Here is a 16,319-nt window from a genome sequence, read left to right on the forward strand (position 1 = left end):
GGTCAGCCAGGGTCGCTGGCGGCACGCATCGGACGCACGATGTCCATACTGTGGAATCCGTAACTGCCGCCTTCACGGATTTTGACGCGATCGGCAAAGAACAGTTCCAGCGTCTTGCGAATGGTCGGGAAGGCAAGGTCGTCCCACGGAATGTCGCGTTCGCTGAACAGGCGCACGTCCAGGCTTTCGATGCCGGCGGCAAAGTCGAGGTCGCGCAGCCGCGCCAGGTAGAACAGATGCACTTGATGGACGTGCGCCACGTTGAGCAACGTAAACAAGGGGCCAAGCTCGATGTTGGCGCCGGCTTCTTCTTCCGTTTCGCGGATTGCCGCCTCGGCCGTCGTTTCGCTGTTTTCCATGAAGCCGGCGGGCAATGTCCAGTAGCCGTAGCGTGGTTCGATCGCCCGCTTGCACAGCAGCACTTGCAGTTCGCCATCGCTTTCCCAGACCGGCAGGGAGCCGATCACCAGCTTGGGATTCTGGTAATGAATTGCGTCGCATTGCGCGCAGACGTAGCGCGGCCGGTTGTCGCCCTCGGGAATAGCCAGGGCGACGGGATGGGCGCAGTCGGAACAAAATTTCATAGGTAGCCGGTAGGATGTTATTTCGCTTACTTTACACCGATTGCGTCCGCTTCGCCGCAACCGGGAGCAGGCCGAAACCGGCATCGGCCAGACGAAGCGTGCTGCTATCGCACATTGCCTATAGATTGATATTGCCTAACCGGTCGATTGTCCGTATAATCTTTCCTGCGGGGTGGAGCAGTCTGGCAGCTCGTCGGGCTCATAACCCGAAGGTCACAGGTTCAAATCCTGTCCCCGCAACCAGAATTGCAGACAAGCCGCTAGTTTCGAAAGGAACTAGCGGCTTTTCCGTATTTGCTCGTGTGCTTTCATGCAACCGGGGCACTCCTCGATGTGCGTCAACTTCGCCGCAGGCAGGCCGGACATTGGCCCGCTGCCGCGGTCGAACCAATGGCCGTCCCCTGTCGGGGCGGTCACACGACAGGAGCGCGAAACAATGAGTACTGTTGACGAAATCAATCAATCGTGGGGCTGGGTCGGGCTGACGGCTGTCGAAGTGCTCGGGGAAAACGACTTCGGCAACCTGATCATCCGCGATGAAGACGGTAGATACTGGCGCCTTTGTCCACAGGAATTACGCTGTGAACCGGTGGCCGGCGACCAGGACGAGTTCGACAAGCTGTCCTACAACCAGCAATTTCTCCACGGCTGGTACATGACCGAACTGGTGACCCTGGCGCGTGAAAAGCTCGGGCCGCTGGCGTCCGGGCGCAAGTACTGCATGACGGTGCCGGGCGTGCTCGGCGGCGAATACGGCGAGGACAACCTGGCCACCGCGCCGCTGCTGGACCTGATCCGTTTCAGCGGCGAGGGTGCGCAGCAATTCCTTGGCCTGGACTGATCAGCCGCCGAAGGCGCGCATCACGCCGACGTGGAACACATCGCGGTCATTTGCCTGCTGGTAACTCTTGACGCGGCTAAGGGCGAAAAACGCCTTGGTGCGCTTGTCGAGTTTCCGTTCGGCTTGCATGGTCAGCAAGCCATGCACGCCGGTGCGGTGCGGGCCGCGCCGGTTGCGTGCCACATACGGGCCGAATCCGACCGCGACCTGCCAGTTACGGGTGACCGGCTGCACGAACCAGCCCTGCACGGCGACGCCGCGGCGGTCGACCATCACCTCGTCATCGCCTTCGAGCACCGCCTTGGCCGACAGCGCCCATTTGCCGCCGTATTGCTTTGCCTCCAGTGTTCCGCTGGCAACCGCCCGCCGCCCCGTTTGCGTCGTTTTCGAGCTGCCGAGCGAAGCGCCGAGCCACAGGCGCCCTTGCCGCAGCGTGCCTTCGGTGTAAGGCGGCACGCTGGCAAACTGGCGGCCGACGCCGATCATGACGGCGTGCGAGCGGTGCGCACGGCGCATCCAGACGTGGTTGTACGCTAGCCGCAAGTGCAACCCCGGCGTCCAGCGATCGAGGCGATAGCGCAGCGCTACACTGCTAAGGATGCCACGGCTCGCTTCGTTGATCTCGACGCCATTGACCATTGTGGTGTCGTAGGTCGAATAGGGCCCGGCCGACAGTTCCCCTGTGAAGCCGGCGCCCAGCGCGCGCGTGATGGTGGCCTGCAGCGCAAAGCCGTCGCGATGGTGGTTGTCGGGATGGCCTTCGTTGTTATAGACGAAATCGATCCGCACGCTCGAGTCGCGGCGGGTCCGGTCCAGCCCGAGCAGCGCCGGATCGAGTTCGCGCCCGAGCCGCAATTCGCCGGCGCGCCAGGACATCGAGCGGTCGCCGCGCAGGTCGTCGCCATAAATATTGCCATTGCCGTGTTGGAATGACAGGTAGGCGCCCCGTCGATCGGCATCCGGTGTCTGGGCAGGCGCGCCGCCGGCGGCGGCCAGTACGGCGGTCAGGCAGCATAAGCGCTTCATCGGTCTGGCCTCCTTCAGCAGTTGGAGCGCTTGAATCGATGAGGGTTGGCCCGCCGGGCGCGGTGTGTTTGCGCTAACGCAAACGGTGGCTAGTCAGTCGGCATGGCTGAGACTGGCCCACAGGTGGGCTGCGGCCATCGTCCGGTGCGGCCGGTAGCGCTCGAGCAACGCTTCGGTGCGGGCAATGTCGGGCTTGGCGTCTTCGTTCAGCAGCTTCTGGAATGCGGCGCGGATGGCAACGTCGCCATGCAGGGAGCAGTCGGCATAGCCGTAGCCGCGCAGCAGCGCGTAGTTGACGGTCCACGGGCCGATGCCCTTGACCGCCAGCAGCGCCGCGCTGGCCGTGGCGATGTCGTCGTCGCGCGCCAGGCTCAGTTCGCCGGCGTCGAGCAGGCGCGCCACGCGCAGCAGCGTGTCGGCCTTCGAGCGCGAAAACTTGCGCCCCGTCAGGTCGGCGGCGTCGAGCGCGGCGACCTGCGCCGCTTCCGGATAGCACCACAGCCCGCTGCTGTGCTGGCGGCCGGCCTGCACGATGAAGGTGCGGCGTAGCGCGATGGCGAACGGCAGGTTGATCTGCTGGCCGATGATGGCCCAGGTCAGCGCTTCGAAGATGGTGGCCGACTGCACGATGCGCAGGCCCGGACTGCGCCGCGCGGCAGCGCCCAGCAGCGCATCGCCGCCGGCCAGTGCCAGGAACGGCGCCGGGTCGATGCGCAGGCCAAGGATATTGAGCAGGGCGTCGTCGATCATCGCGCGCGCCGCGTCGGTCAGCGCGCCGTCGGCGTGCACGTCGCAGCGCGCCAGCGATTCGCCCAGCGTCACCTCGAGCAGCACCGCCACGCCGTCGAGCAGCACGCCCTTGCCGATGCGCCCGGCCGACACCTGCTCGGCGACGCCTTCGGCATCGCGGCTGTGGAAGGCCAGCACGTCGGCCGCCTGGTAGCCGGGAGGCAGCGGGATCGTTATCTGCAGCGTCGCCGGCATCTCAATTGACCCGCGCCGGTTTCGCGCCGAAGCGCGGCACGAAACCGGTCACCAGCGCGGTGCCGGCGATGACGATGGCCGCGCCCACGGCGGTGTACCAGCCGACCGCCTCACCGAGGAACAGCACGCCCCACAGGATACCGAACAAGGGATTGAGGAAGGTGACGGTCAGCGCCGAGGTCGGGCCGACGTCGTCGATCAGCTTGAAGTACAGGATGTAGGCGATGCCGCTGCAGACCACGCCGAGCGCCAGGGCGGCGGCCATGATGCCCATCGTCGGCGCGGCCGGCGCCGGAAAGAACGGCACCAGCGGCAGCACCAGCAGCGCGGCGGCCCACATGCTGCCGTGGGCATTGGCGAACGGCTCGACGCTCCTGGCGGTGCGCGCATACGCGCTGGCCAGGCTGTAGCTGAGCGCCGCGGCCAGCGCCGCCGCCACCGCCAGCGCCGCGCCCGGGCCGGACGTGGCGTGATCGAAGCCGACCAGCAGCGCGACGCCGCCGGTGCCGAGCAACAGGCCGGCGGCGACGCGCCCGCTGATGCGCTGGCGCGACCAGGCCGCGCCGATCAGCGCGCCCCACATCGGCGCGGTGGCGTTCAGCACCGACAGCACAGAAGCGGTCAAGGTGCGCGCGGCGAACGCGAACAGCAAAAACGGCAGCGCCGAATTGAACAACCCCAGCATCAGATAGTGCTTCCAGTTGGCGCGCAGGTCCAGCCGCTTCTTCAGGAACAGGCCGACGATGGCGAGAAACAGCGCGGCAAAGGCGACGCGGTATTCGATCAGCACCGCCGGCCCCAGCACCGGCGCGCAGATGCGCATGAAAAGAAAGGAGCTTCCCCAGATCGCCGCGAGCAGCACCAGGCGCAGGAAGTTTGCTGTGTTCATAAAAATCCGGTCAGTGAAACGGGGTAGTGTGGAGCAAGCGCGCGCCTGCGCAACCTGTTTCTTGCGCTCGAACTGCTTGGTCCGAACTGCTTAGTCGCGCACGCAGGCCTCGGTGCCGGCCGGCGTCAGCGCGGCGGCATGGTTCACTTGCAGGCCGGCCGGCACGCCGTTCTTCACCGCCGTCATCTCGGCCAGGATCGATATCGCGATCTCGGCCGGCGTCTTGCTGCCGATGTACAGGCCAACCGGCCCATGCAGGCGCGCCAGCTCGGCGTCGTTCAGGTCGAACAGCTTGAGCCGCTCGCGCCGCTTGGCGTTGTTCAGGCGCGAACCGATTGCCCCGACATAGAAGGCGTCCGACTTGAGCGCTTCCATCAGCGCCAGGTCGTCGAGCTTGGGGTCGTGGGTCAGCGCCAGCACCGCGCTGCGCCGGTCCAGCTTCGCGTCGATCACCAGGTCGTCCGGCATCGTGTGCACCAGCTCGACGCCGGGCAGCTGCCAGCCGGCGCTGTATTCCTCGCGCGGGTCGCACACGGTGACGTGGTAATCCATCGCGCTGGCCACTTGCGCCACAAACCGCGACAGCTGGCCGGCGCCGATGATGAACAGGCGCCAGCGCGGCCCGTGCACGGTGCACAGCGCGCCATCGGCCACTAGCTGGGTGGCGCCGGCGTCGGCGTGCGTCAGCGTGACGGCGCCGCTGGCCAGGTCGAGCCGGCGCGCCACCAGCTCGTGGCGTTCGAGCCGCGCCAGCAGTTCGTCGATGCCGCTGGCGGCCGACAGTGGCTCGATCGCCAGTTCGATGGTGCCGCCGCACGGCAGACCGAAGCGGTGCGCTTCGTCGGCGCTGATGCCGTAGCTGAGAATTTCGGGAACGGTGCGGGTGATGCCGTGCTGGCGCACCTGCTCGATCAGGTCGTCCTCGATGCAGCCGCCCGACACCGAGCCGACAACCTGGCCGTCCTCGCAGATGGCGAGGGTGGCGCCGATCGGCCGCGGGCTCGATCCCCACGTCTTGACCACGGTAACGAGTTGGCAGCGGCGGCCGTTCGCAAGCCAGAGCGCGGCGGTCTTTAATACTTCAAGGTCTATGCTGTCCATGGATCGAATATACTGGGCGTCTGACTACACGCACGGTGGATAATATGGACCATGATACAAAAAAAGACGACGGCTCGCCGAAGTTCGGCCGGTTGCTGGCCGTGCTGGTCGCTGCGGTGGTGTTTTGCGGACTGCTGACGTGGATGATGGGGACGTTCTTCCCCGATTTCCCGAACTTCTGAGAGATGCTGGGGTCTGACCATAGGTCAGACCCGGACTCGCTTCTTCTACCTGGTGCCCGACCTTACGGCGTCACCGACTTGCGCGAACCTGGCTTCGCCTTCACTTCGGCAACCGTCTTCTCGATGGCCGCGACACGCGCCGCGGTGGCAGGATGGTTTGCCACATACCCGTTAAGCACCGTGCCCGGATGGGTCGCCGCAAGGCGCTTCCAGAACGGCGCGATGCCGTCGATGCTGTAGCCGGCGCGCGCGACCAGGTACACCGCCAGGCGGTCGGCGGCGACGTCGAGGTCCGACGGCATCGCCTTGATGCCGCCGCTGCCGATCAGCATCGACGTATCGGGCTTCACCGCGGCGAGGTTGTCGACGATGCTGGTAATAGTGCCGGTATTGCGCTGAGCGGCGGCGTGGCCGAGCAGGTTGTGCGCCATTCCCTTGGCCAGCAGGTAGGCCAGTTCGTCGTCGTTCTGCGTGAAGCCGATCATGCCGCGGGTGACCATCACGCGCGTGCCGTCGGCATACGAGTTGATGTTGTCTGCATTTCCCAGTTCGATGCCGAAGCCGCAGGCGCGGGTGACCGGGATGGTCAGGTTCTTCTCCCTGCCATCGCGTTCAACGCCCATCGGCAGGCTCGGATTGGCGGCCAGCAGCGGGCCGAAGACGCCGCCGGCCAGGGTCGACGCGTTCGCGCCGCTTGGCAGCGGCTTGGCGCCGGCGGTCATCAGGCGGTCGCCGCGGCGCAGGCCCGCTTGCGCCGCGCCGCTGCCGGCCAGCACGCCGGTTACCTGCAGGTGTTCGTCCATGCCAAAGGCGACGTGCGCCGCCTCGTTGTATTCGCCCGGGTACGAGTGGCGGTTCTTGGCGGTGAAGCCGAGCAGGCTGCGCGCCTTGTCCTTGCACAGCTCCGCGTTGTTGATCAACAGCGGTGCGGCGACGCGGTACAGGCGGTCCTGCAAGGCGGCCATGCGGGTCAGCGATTCGGCGGCGGCGGCCATGCGCGGCGTCAACCGCGGCACGACTTCTTCCGGCTGCTCTTGGGGCGCCGACGGAACCGGGCCTTGCAGCATGCGTGGAGGGGTGGTGCAGCCTGAAACCAGCAAGGCCAGCGCCAGTGCCGGCAGGGCGGTCCGAAGACGAACGATGCGCTTCATAGATTTCCTCACTTATTATTGTTTGCCGGTGCTACCGAAACCGCCAGCACCGCGTTGGCTTTGCTTGCCCGAGTCGAATTCGTCGACGACGTTGAATGCAACCTGCATGACCGGCACGATCATGAGCTGCGCCAGCCGTTCCATCGGGTTCAGCGTGAATGCCTGCTGCCCGCGGTTCCAGGTAGAGACCATCAACTGGCCCTGATAGTCGGAGTCGATCAAGCCTACCAGATTGCCGAGCACGATGCCGTTCTTGTGGCCCATGCCGCTGCGCGGCAGGATCATCGCGCAGTAGCCGGGATCGGCGACGTGGATCGCCAGGCCGGTCGGGATCAGCACCGTGGCGCCGGCCTCGATGGTGATGGCCTCGTCGATGCAGGCGCGCAGGTCAAGGCCGGCGCTGCCCGGGGTGGCGTAGGAAGGCAGCAGCTCCTTCATGCGCGGGTCGAGAATCTTGATGTCGATGGTCTTCATGGAGCCTTGTAAATCAGGTGAGAAAGGAGCGCTGGTCGATCCGCTTGGCGATCTCGGAAATGAGCTGGCGCGCCAGCGTGAGCTTGTCGGCACGCGGCAGCACGGTGTGGCCGCTTTCGTCGAACAGGATCACTGTGTTGTCATCCTGGCCGAAAGTCTGCGGGCCGATATTGCCAACCAACAGAGGAATCCCTTTTTTCTCGCGCTTGATTGCGCCAAATTCAAGCAGGTTTTCCGATTCGGCGGCGAAGCCGACACAGTACGGCCAGCCGGAAATGGAGGTGGTGGCCGCGACCGACGCCAGGATGTCGGCGTTCTGGGCGAATTCGAGCTGCGGCGCGCCGCCGTCGTGCTTTTTCATTTTCTGTTCGCTGGCGTTGGTGACGCGCCAGTCGGCCACGGCGGCCACGCCGATGAAGACGTGCTGGCCACCGACGGCGGCCATCACGGCGTCATGCATCTGCTGCGCGCTTTGCACGTTCTCGCGGCGCACGCCGTGCGGCGTGGGCAGCGTGGTCGGGCCCGACACCAGCACGACGTCGGCGCCGGCTTCGCGCGCCGCGCGCGCCACCGCGTAACCCATCTTCCCGGACGACAGGTTGGTGATGCCGCGCACCGGATCGATCGCCTCGAACGTCGGGCCGGCGGTGATCAGCACGCGGCGCCCGGCCAGCACTTTCGGCTGGAACGACGCCACCAGTTCTTCGAGCAGTTCGTCCGGTTCGAGCATGCGGCCAAAGCCGGTCTCGCCGCACGCCTGGTCGCCGGCGGCCGGACCGAAGATGCACAGGCCGTCGGCGCGCAACTGGGCGACGTTGCGGCGCGTGGCCGGGTTGTCCCACATCTCGACATTCATGGCCGGCGCGATGTGCAGCGGCACATCGCGCGGGCGCGCCAGGCACAGTGTCGACAGCAGGTCGTCGCTGGCGCCGTGCGCCAGCTTGCCGATGAAGTCTGCCGAACAGGGTGCAATCAGGATGGCGTCGGCGCCGCGCGTGAGGTCGATGTGGGCCATGTTGTTGGCGATGCGCGCATCCCACTGGTCGGTGTGCACCGGGTTGCCCGACAGCGCCTGCATCGTCACGGTGCCGATGAAGTGGGTGGCAGCTTCGGTCATCACGACCTGGACCACCGCGCCTTCCTTGATCAGCTGGCGGCACAAGTCGGCCGCCTTGTAGCAGGCCACCCCGCCGGACAGGCCGAGGACGATCTTCTTGCCCTTCAAATCCATCGTCATGCAAGCTCCCAGGTCAGGTCGTGTCAGTTTTTGTTAACGCGCCGCAGTTCGTCGTAGATGAACAGCGCGGCGCCGAGGCAGATCGCACTGTCGGCGATGTTAAACGCCGGGAAGTGGCCAAGGCCGCGGAAATGGAAATCGAGGAAGTCGATCACGTGGCCGTACAGCAGGCGGTCGATGACGTTGCCGATGGCGCCGCCCATGATCAGCGACAGCGCCCAGCAGTACAGGCGCTGGGTGCTGTGGCGGCGCAGCTGGTGGATGATGAACGCCACCGCGACGACGCCGATGGCGGTGAAGAAGTAGCGCTGCCAGCCGCTTTCGTTGGACAGGAAGCTGAAGGCGGCGCCGCGGTTATACGCCAGCACCAGGTTGAAGAACGACGTGATCACCTTCTCTTCGCCGAACACGAACATCTTGGAGACGGCGATCTTGGTGAGCTGGTCGCACAGAACGATGACGGCGGCAATGCCCAGCCAGGGCATCAGGCTGGTGCCGTTCTTCGGACGGGTGGAGAAGGTCGATGTTTTTTTAGTTGCCATGGTTCTCAGTCAGGATAGTGTTAGCCAACGCTCAGGCGAAAGCGCGTCGTTCGCCGCCGCCAAACAGGTTGCTCACGCAGCGGCTGCACAAGCCGGCATGCTCGGCGTGGCTGCCGACGTCGGCGCGGTAGTGCCAGCAGCGCTCGCACTTCGGCGCCAGCGACGCGGTCACTTCGATCGCTTCGTCCGCTTCCGCCGCCGCGACCACTTTCGCCTGCGAGGTGATGAAGACAAAGCGCAGGTCGTCGTCCAGGCTGGCGAGCAGCTTGTACTTCGCCGGCGCCGCCTTGATGGTCAGCTCGGCCTGCAGGGACGAACCGATGGCGCCCGATGCACGCAGCTCTTCGAGCTGCTTGGTGACGCCGGCGCGTACTTCGCGCAGGGCGGTGTACTTCTCCAGCAGCGCGTCGGCGTCAGGCATCAGCGGCAGCTCCCAGTAGGTCTGGGTGAAGATGGTTTCGTCGCTGGCGGCGTACGCGTCGGCGCCGGCGAACACGGCCCACGCTTCCTCGGCGGTGAACGACAGCGTCGGCGCCATTACGCGCAGCAGGCTTTGCGCGATGTGCCACAGCGCGGTCTGGGCCGAGCGGCGCGCCTGCGATCCCACCGCGGTGGTGTACAGGCGGTCCTTCAGAATGTCGAGGTAGAAGCCGCCCAGATCTTCCGAGCAGTAGTTCTGCAGGCGCGCGATCACCGGCTGGAATTCGAAGCGCTCGTAATGGGCCAGGATGTCTTTCTGCAGCGCGGCCATGCTGGCGATCGCGTAGCGGTCGATCTCGAGCAGTTCGGCGCCGGGCACGGCGTCAGCCTTCGGATCGAAGTCGGACGTGTTGGCCAGCAGGAATCGCAGCGTATTGCGGATGCGGCGGTACGATTCGGTGACGCGCTTGAGGATCTCTTCCGAGATCGCCAGCTCGCCCGTGTAGTCGGTCGAGGCGACCCACAGGCGCAGGATGTCGGCACCGAGGGTGTCGGAGATCTTCTGCGGCGCCAGCGTGTTACCGAGCGACTTCGACATCTTCTTGCCCTCGGCGTCGACGGTGAAGCCGTGCGTCAGCAGCGCCTTGTACGGCGCGCGCCCGTTCAGCATGGCCGACGTCAGCAGCGACGAGTGGAACCAGCCGCGGTGCTGGTCCGAGCCTTCCAGGTACAGGTCGGCGGGGAACGCCAACTGCTCCTTGTGCGAGCCGCGCAGCACGGTCTGGTGGGTGGCGCCGGAGTCGAACCAGACGTCGAGCGTGTCGCGGTTCTTGACGTACATGTCGGCGTCTTCGCCCAGCAGGTCCTTCGGCTCGATCGTCAGCCAGGCGTCGATGCCGCGCTGTTCGAACAGCTTGGCGATCTGCTCGATCAGTTCGGGCGTGCGCGGGTGCAGCTGGCCGGTTTCCTTGTGCAGGAAGAAGGCCATCGGCACGCCCCACTGGCGCTGGCGCGACAGCGTCCAGTCGGGTCGGTTGGCGATCATGCCGTGCAGGCGCGCCTGGCCCCAGTCGGGGAAGAAGGCGGTCTCGCCGATCGCTTTGAGCGCCGTTTCGCGCAGGGTCGGGCCGCCGTCCTTCGGCGTGGTGTCCATGCCGGCGAACCACTGCGAGGTGGCGCGGTAGACGATCGGCGTCTTGTGGCGCCAGCAGTGCATGTAGCTGTGGTCGAACATCTTCAGCTCGAACAGCGCGCCCGCTTCGGTCAGCGCGGCGCAGATCGGCTTGGACGCCTCCCAGATGGTCAGGCCGCCGAACAGCGGCAAGGTCGACGCGAAGCGGCCGTCGCCCATCACCGGGGTCAGGATCTGGTCGTCCTGCATGCCGTGCGCCTTGCACGAGATGAAGTCGTCGAGGCCGTAGGCCGGCGCAGAGTGGACCACGCCGGTGCCGCTTTCGGTGGTAACGTAGTCGGCCAGGTACATCGGCGAGAGGCGGTCAAAGAACGCGTCCTGGGCGTGCAGCGGGTGCCGGAAGCTGATGCCGCCCAGCGCGGCGCCGGGCGCGGTGGCGATCACCGTGCCTTCGAGCTTGTAGCGCTGCAGGCACGATTCGACCAGGTCGGCGGCGAGGATCAGCATCAGTGGCTTGCCGGCGCGTTCGGTCTGCACCAGCGCGTAGCTGATCTCGCCGTTGACGTTGAGCGCCTGGTTCGACGGGATGGTCCACGGCGTGGTGGTCCAGATGACGATGAAGCCGTCGCCTGGCGGCAGCGCGGCCAGGCCGAAGGCGGCGGCCAGCTTGTCATGTTCGGCAAAGGCGAAGCCGACGTCGATCGCCGGGTCGCGCTTGTCCTGGTATTCGACTTCCGCTTCGGCCAGCGCCGAGCCGCAATCGAAGCACCAGTTGACCGGTTTCAGGCCGCGGTACACATAGCCTTTTTCCAGCAGGGTGCCGAGCGCGCGCAGTTCGTTCGCTTCGTTCTCGAACGCCATCGTCAGGTAAGGGTTGTCCCATTCGCCGAGCACGCCCAGGCGGATGAAGCCGGTGCGCTGGCGGTCGACCTGCTCGAGCGCATACGCGCGCGCCTTGGCCAGCACTTCGGCGGTCGGCAGGTTTTTGCCGTACAGTTTTTCGATCTGGATCTCGATCGGCATGCCGTGGCAGTCCCAGCCCGGCACATACGGCGCGTCGAAGCCGGCCAGGGTGCGCGCCTTGACGACCATGTCCTTCAGGATCTTGTTGACCGCGTGGCCGAGGTGGATGTCGCCGTTGGCGTACGGCGGGCCGTCGTGCAGGATGAATTTCGGGCGGCCGGCGGCGGCCTTGCGCACGCGCTCATAGACCTTCTTGTCCTGCCATTGCTGGACCCAGCCCGGCTCGCGCTTGGCGAGGTCGCCGCGCATCGGGAACGGGGTATCGGTCATGTTGACTGGGTACTTGCTGTCGGCTTTCCTGGATTGTTTCGGCGCTGCTGGTTTGCTGGTATCGGACATGTTCTTCTTCAAAGGTGGTGTTGGGCTGGATGTCGGCGCCGGCGAGGGCGGGGCAAGATCCGCTTCAAATTCGGTCGGTCGCGGTGAGGGCGCCTGGGCGCTGGGCAAAGTAGCCGCGGGCCTGGCCGGCGTCGCGTTCGATGGCCGCGGTGAGGGTCGCGAGGTCGTCGTATTTTTCTTCGTCGCGGATTTTTTCGAGGAACTCGACGCGCACCAGTTTGCCGTAGCAGGACGCGGCGAAGTCGAACAGGTGCACCTCGAGCAGCACGCGGCCGCTGTCGTCGACGGTGGGGCGCACGCCAATGCTGGCCACCGCCGGCAGCGGCTGCGCCGCCAGGCCGTGCACGCGCACGATGAAGATGCCGGACAGGGCGGGGCGGTGCGCGACGCGCAGGTTCAAGGTCGGGAAGCCGAGCGTGCGGCCAAGTTTCTGGCCGTGGATGACGTGGCCGGAGATGGCGTAGGTGTGGCCGAGCAGCGCGCGCGCCTGGTCGAAGTCGCCCGCCGCCAGCGCCGCGCGCACCGCCGACGACGAGATGCGCTGCTCGCCATGCATCACTGTTTTCAGCGTCTCGACCTGAAAGCCGAGGCGCTTGCCTTCTTCGACCAGCATGGCGACGGTGCCGGCGCGCCGGGCGCCGTAGCAGAAGTCGTCGCCGACCATCAGCCACTTGACGTGCAGGCCCTCGACCAGCACGCGGCTGGTGAATTCTTCCGGCGCCATGGCGGCGAAGTGGGCGTTGAAGTGTTCGACGATGACGCGGTCGATGCCGGCGTCGGCGAGCGACTCGAGCTTGTCGCGCAGGTTGGCGATGCGGCTCGGCGCGCGCGACAGGTCGCCGGCGCGGGCGGCGAAAAATTCGCGCGGGTGAGGCTCGAACGTCATCACCGCCGCTTCCAGGTCGAGCGCGGAGGCGGCGGCGCGCACGCGCGCCAACAATGCCTGGTGGCCGAGGTGGACACCGTCAAAGTTGCCGATCGTGAGGGCGCAGGGCGCGCGCGCCCTGTCGTTGGGAATTCCCCGGAATACCTTCATAGGTGGGTAGCGTAAAGCGTGCGAAATAGGGGATTATACGGTCAAGTTGCGGCTTGCACACTGTGGCCGGGGCATGTTCGATGGCAACAAAGCAAAAAAGCGCCACCCGCGGGGGCGGGCAGCGCTTTTTATCGGGATGCCCGCGCGGGCGATCAGGCCATCGGATGGTTGATGGCCATGATCCAGTAGCGTGCCAGCTCGGCCGTGCCGTCCTTGCCGCCGACCGTCTTCAGGGTCGTGATCGCTTGCTGTTTCTTGCCGGCCGAAGCGTATGCCTCGCCCAGGCGCAGCTTGGCGTCTTCCGGATTGCGCAAGCCGCCGGCCTTGATGGCTGCCGTCATCATGGCCAAGCCCTTGTCGGCCTGGCCAGCCTGGACCAGGCCGTAGCCCATCGCCAACAGGCCGTCGTTGTCCTTGGCCTTGACCAGTGCCGCTTCGTCGACCGCCTGGTTCTTGTTGTTGTCTGCCAAGGTCTTCTCGGCCAGCGCCTTCAGGCGCTGGTGGCGCTCCGCTTCCGCGCCGACGCCCAGAACGCCGGCCTTGTAGCCTTTGTCGATGACCTTGAGCGCTTCAGCCGGCGCCTTGGCCTGGATCAGCAACTGCGCCATTTCGACCAGTTCGCTCGGCTTTTTCAGCAGGTTGTTGGCCAGCTTGAGGCGGTAGACGTCGACCGTCAGGCGGTTCGAGAAGGTCGGGGTGCCGGTCACGCGGTTCAGCAGGTCGGTCCAGTACGATGCCTTTGGATAGGACGCGGCCAGCTTCTCGATCGTGTTGACGTAGCCGACCTTGTCACCCTTTTTCAGGTAGATGTTCGCCAGCAGGCCGAGCTGATCTTCGTTCAGCGTGCCCATTTGCTTCAGTTCCGATTCGGCCTGGGTGTAGTTGCCCATGCTGTAGTAGTTCTGCACCAGGTAGGCGCGCAGTTTCGGGTCGTTCTTGTCTTTGAGCAGGCGATTAATGGTGGCGTTGGCCTTGCCAAAATCGCGCGCACGCATGTGGATGCCGACCAGGCCTTCGGTGAATTTCTCGCGCTCGTTGGCCGACAGCTTGCCGGAGGCGATCAGCGCCTCGAACGACTTGGCGGCGGCATCGTTGTCGCCCGCGGCCGAGGCGGCGGCGGCGCGCACGCGCTCGATCAGGTAGTCTTCATTGGCGGTCTTGCCGCTGACGCGTTCGGCTTCGTTCAACTTGGCCATGGCTTCGCGGTTTTTGCCTTGCTTCATCAGCGCTTGCGCTGCCTGCAGCGGGTTGCCTATTTCCGGACGCAAGGTTTCGGCCGCGTACGCGGTAGACAAGCCGAGAACCGGGGTTGCTGCGGTGAAGCCGAGAGCGGCCATGACGAGACCGAGATGTGCGAGACGGAATTTGGACATTGTCTGGAATTCTTTCATTCAAATTGAAAAACGGCAGGGGATACCTGCCGTGTTCGTCAAACTAAAACGATTACTGGAACTGCTCGTTACCAACCATGCCGATCTTGGTCACACCGAGACGCTGCGCCGTCGCCATGACGCCGGCAACGTGCTTGTACTCAACCAGCTTGTTGGGGCGCAGGTGCACCTCTGGCTGGTCTGCCTGGGCCGAAACGCTGGACATCTTCTGCTCCAGGGTCGCGCGATCAGGCACCGGGACGTTGTCCCACAGGATCGTGCCGTCAAAGTCGACGTCGATCGTGATCACGACCGGGTCTTTCGTCGGTGGCGGAGGATTGCCGACCGGCATATTCAGGTTGACCGAATGGTTCTGTTTCGGAATTGTGATAATCAACAAGATAATCAAGACCAACATCACGTCGATCATTGGTGTCATGTTCATTTCCATCATTGGTTCCGGATCAGCATTGTGGCTGGCGGAACCCGAACCGACGTTCATACTCATGGTGTGTCCTTTTCAAATGTCGGGAGTCCCCCGCCGGCGCCAAGACTGCCGGCGCCGGCGGGGAGGGAATTAACCCTTGTCAGGCGGTTCGGTGATGAAACCGACCTTCTGGACCCCAGCACGTTGTGCCGTATAAACGACCTTGCCGATGAACTCGTAGCGCGTTTCCTGATCGCCACGGACATGCACTTCCGGCTGCGGCAGCTTGACCGACTCCTTTTTCAGAAACTCGAACAGTTCGTCTGTGTTCGCGAGCCGCTTCTGGTTCCAGTACATATCGCCATCTTTGTTGACGACGATATTGACATCTTCTGGCTTGGTCTTGACAACCTGGTTGATCTCGTTTGGCAGAGAAATTTTCTGCAACTTCAATACAACCGGGCTGGTAATCAGGAAGATGATCAGCAGAACCAACATGATGTCGACGAGCGGCGTCGTGTTGATTTCTGACATGACTGCATCTTCTTCTCCGTCATCGGAGCCGACACTCATCGACATAATTTATCCAATCTTTTTAGCACCGGCCAGGCGGCCAGCTTCGCTGGTCGACATTGCGCCGGAAATCAGAACCGAGTGAACGTCGGCGCTGAACGAGCGGATGTCTTCCATTGCGCTCTTGTTACGACGCACCAGCCAGTTGTAACCCAGAACTGCTGGAACTGCAACGAACAGACCGAACGCGGTCATGATCAGTGCTTCGCCAACTGGACCTGCAACCTTGTCGATCGATGCGTTACCGGTCATACCGATGTTGGTCAGCGCGCCGTAGATACCCCAGACGGTACCGAACAGACCGATAAACGGCGAGGTCGAACCAACGGTTGCCAGGAACGACAGGCCATCTTGCAGACGCGACTGAACTTTTTCAACAGCGCGCTGGATCGACATCGTTACCCAGGTCGACAGGTCGATCTGCTCGAGCAGGGCGCCGTCGTGATGCTGGGTCGCCTTGGTACCGGTTTCAGCGATGAAACGGAACGGGCTGCCTTCTTTCAGCGATGCCGAACCGGCTGCGATCGACGAAGCTTTCCAGAATTTTGCCGAAGTTTCTTTCGACTGCTTCATGATCTTCGACTGGTCGATCAGCTTGGTGATGATGATGTACCACGAACCCATCGACATCAGCGACAGGATGATGATGGTTGCACGTGGTACGAAACCACCGTTCCAAACAGCCATCGGGCCAAATGGGTTTTCAACTTCTTCCTTTGCGCCGGCAGGCACGGCGGCGGCTGCATCGGCTGGCGCTGCGGCGGCAGCAGCGTCGGCTGCTGGCGCTGCGGCAGGGTCAACTGCTGGCGCGGTTGCCGCTGGCGCGGTGGTTTCTGCGGCCTTCGGCGCGTCGGCGAACGCTGGTGCCGACACCAGCGCAGCTGCTGCGGTAACCGAGAACAGGACAGCCGCCAGGACAGCGGACAAACGGGTATTCTTAAACATGCTTCCTCCAAATATATAAAATAATCAGTTCGCTGAACATAAT

The 16,319-nt window shown here is 64.5% G+C and carries 17 protein-coding genes and 1 tRNA gene; 3 read left to right on the forward strand and 15 right to left on the reverse strand.

All coding sequences use genetic code 11. The annotated features are described in order from the left end of the window. Nucleotides 1-2: 2 nt before the first annotated feature. Nucleotides 3-584 (reverse strand): NUDIX hydrolase, encoded by a 582-nt coding sequence (locus tag CR105_RS22535; RefSeq protein WP_099792420.1) that lies wholly within the window; start codon nucleotides 582-584, stop codon nucleotides 3-5. A 166-nt stretch (nucleotides 585-750) separates the two neighbouring features. Here CR105_RS22535 and CR105_RS22540 point away from each other — a divergent pair. Next, nucleotides 751-827, forward strand: a tRNA-Met gene (locus tag CR105_RS22540). Between the two features lie 193 nt (nucleotides 828-1,020). Continuing rightward, a complete protein-coding gene (locus CR105_RS22545) occupies nucleotides 1,021-1,425 on the forward strand; it encodes a T6SS immunity protein Tdi1 domain-containing protein (RefSeq protein WP_099792421.1) in 405 nt (134 codons plus the stop codon). Here CR105_RS22545 and CR105_RS22550 read toward each other — a convergent pair whose 3' ends face one another. From CR105_RS22550 to CR105_RS22565, 4 genes are all read right to left on the reverse strand, one after another. Further along, entirely contained in the window at nucleotides 1,426-2,451 is a 1,026-nt protein-coding gene (locus CR105_RS22550; RefSeq protein WP_099792423.1) for a hypothetical protein, read from the reverse strand. Nucleotides 2,452-2,544: 93 nt separating this feature from the next. Beyond that, nucleotides 2,545-3,435: a DNA-3-methyladenine glycosylase family protein gene (locus CR105_RS22555; protein WP_099792425.1), complete on the reverse strand. Its 891-nt coding sequence runs from the start codon at nucleotides 3,433-3,435 to the stop codon at nucleotides 2,545-2,547. A gap of 1 nt (nucleotide 3,436) precedes the next feature. Beyond that, a complete protein-coding gene (locus tag CR105_RS22560; RefSeq protein ID WP_099792427.1) occupies nucleotides 3,437-4,324 on the reverse strand; it encodes a DMT family transporter in 888 nt (295 codons plus the stop codon). Between the two features lie 90 nt (nucleotides 4,325-4,414). After that, nucleotides 4,415-5,425 (reverse strand): XdhC family protein, encoded by a 1,011-nt coding sequence (locus CR105_RS22565; RefSeq protein ID WP_099792429.1) that lies wholly within the window; start codon nucleotides 5,423-5,425, stop codon nucleotides 4,415-4,417. Between the two features lie 44 nt (nucleotides 5,426-5,469). Between CR105_RS22565 and CR105_RS28480 the strand changes: the two genes are divergently transcribed. Beyond that, a complete protein-coding gene (locus CR105_RS28480; protein WP_180288274.1) occupies nucleotides 5,470-5,607 on the forward strand; it encodes a hypothetical protein in 138 nt (45 codons plus the stop codon). 62 nt (nucleotides 5,608-5,669) lie between these two features. Here the strand turns inward: CR105_RS28480 and CR105_RS22570 are convergent, their stop codons facing one another. The 10 genes from CR105_RS22570 to CR105_RS22615 all read right to left on the reverse strand — a co-directional run bounded on the left by CR105_RS22570 (nucleotide 5,670) and on the right by CR105_RS22615 (nucleotide 16,276). Further along, nucleotides 5,670-6,758, reverse strand: a complete 1,089-nt coding sequence (locus CR105_RS22570) for a M48 family metallopeptidase (RefSeq protein WP_099792431.1) — start codon at nucleotides 6,756-6,758, stop codon at nucleotides 5,670-5,672. A gap of 15 nt (nucleotides 6,759-6,773) precedes the next feature. Next, nucleotides 6,774-7,232, reverse strand: coding sequence for a dUTP diphosphatase (gene dut / locus CR105_RS22575; RefSeq protein WP_099792433.1), 459 nt, complete (start codon nucleotides 7,230-7,232; stop codon nucleotides 6,774-6,776). 13 nt (nucleotides 7,233-7,245) lie between these two features. Next, the gene (gene coaBC, locus CR105_RS22580) at nucleotides 7,246-8,463 is read right to left on the reverse strand and encodes a bifunctional phosphopantothenoylcysteine decarboxylase/phosphopantothenate--cysteine ligase CoaBC (RefSeq protein WP_099792498.1); all 1,218 of its coding nucleotides are present in this window, start codon (nucleotides 8,461-8,463) and stop codon (nucleotides 7,246-7,248) included. Between the two features lie 29 nt (nucleotides 8,464-8,492). Further along, a complete protein-coding gene (gene lspA, locus CR105_RS22585) occupies nucleotides 8,493-9,011 on the reverse strand; it encodes a signal peptidase II (RefSeq protein ID WP_099792435.1) in 519 nt (172 codons plus the stop codon). Nucleotides 9,012-9,042: 31 nt separating this feature from the next. After that, nucleotides 9,043-11,925 carry an isoleucine--tRNA ligase gene (ileS, locus tag CR105_RS22590; RefSeq protein WP_099792500.1) on the reverse strand — a complete coding sequence of 961 codons (2,883 nt, stop codon included), beginning with the start codon at nucleotides 11,923-11,925 and terminating at the stop codon, nucleotides 9,043-9,045. 64 nt (nucleotides 11,926-11,989) lie between these two features. Next, on the reverse strand, nucleotides 11,990-12,961 hold the full coding sequence (locus CR105_RS22595) for a bifunctional riboflavin kinase/FAD synthetase (RefSeq protein WP_099792437.1): 972 nt from the start codon (nucleotides 12,959-12,961) through the stop codon (nucleotides 11,990-11,992). Nucleotides 12,962-13,113: 152 nt separating this feature from the next. Next, complete coding sequence (locus tag CR105_RS22600; protein WP_099792502.1) at nucleotides 13,114-14,334, reverse strand: tetratricopeptide repeat protein; 1,221 nt, start codon at nucleotides 14,332-14,334, stop codon at nucleotides 13,114-13,116. Between the two features lie 70 nt (nucleotides 14,335-14,404). Continuing rightward, nucleotides 14,405-14,839 (reverse strand): ExbD/TolR family protein, encoded by a 435-nt coding sequence (locus CR105_RS22605; RefSeq protein ID WP_180288275.1) that lies wholly within the window; start codon nucleotides 14,837-14,839, stop codon nucleotides 14,405-14,407. 69 nt (nucleotides 14,840-14,908) lie between these two features. Further along, nucleotides 14,909-15,337, reverse strand: a complete 429-nt coding sequence (locus CR105_RS22610; protein ID WP_099792441.1) for an ExbD/TolR family protein — start codon at nucleotides 15,335-15,337, stop codon at nucleotides 14,909-14,911. A gap of 3 nt (nucleotides 15,338-15,340) precedes the next feature. Further along, nucleotides 15,341-16,276: a MotA/TolQ/ExbB proton channel family protein gene (locus tag CR105_RS22615; protein WP_218968745.1), complete on the reverse strand. Its 936-nt coding sequence runs from the start codon at nucleotides 16,274-16,276 to the stop codon at nucleotides 15,341-15,343. Nucleotides 16,277-16,319: the final 43 nt, after the last annotated feature.

This window comes from Massilia eurypsychrophila, assembly GCF_002760655.1.
In the GTDB taxonomy this organism is placed as follows: domain Bacteria; phylum Pseudomonadota; class Gammaproteobacteria; order Burkholderiales; family Burkholderiaceae_D; genus JAFCUW01.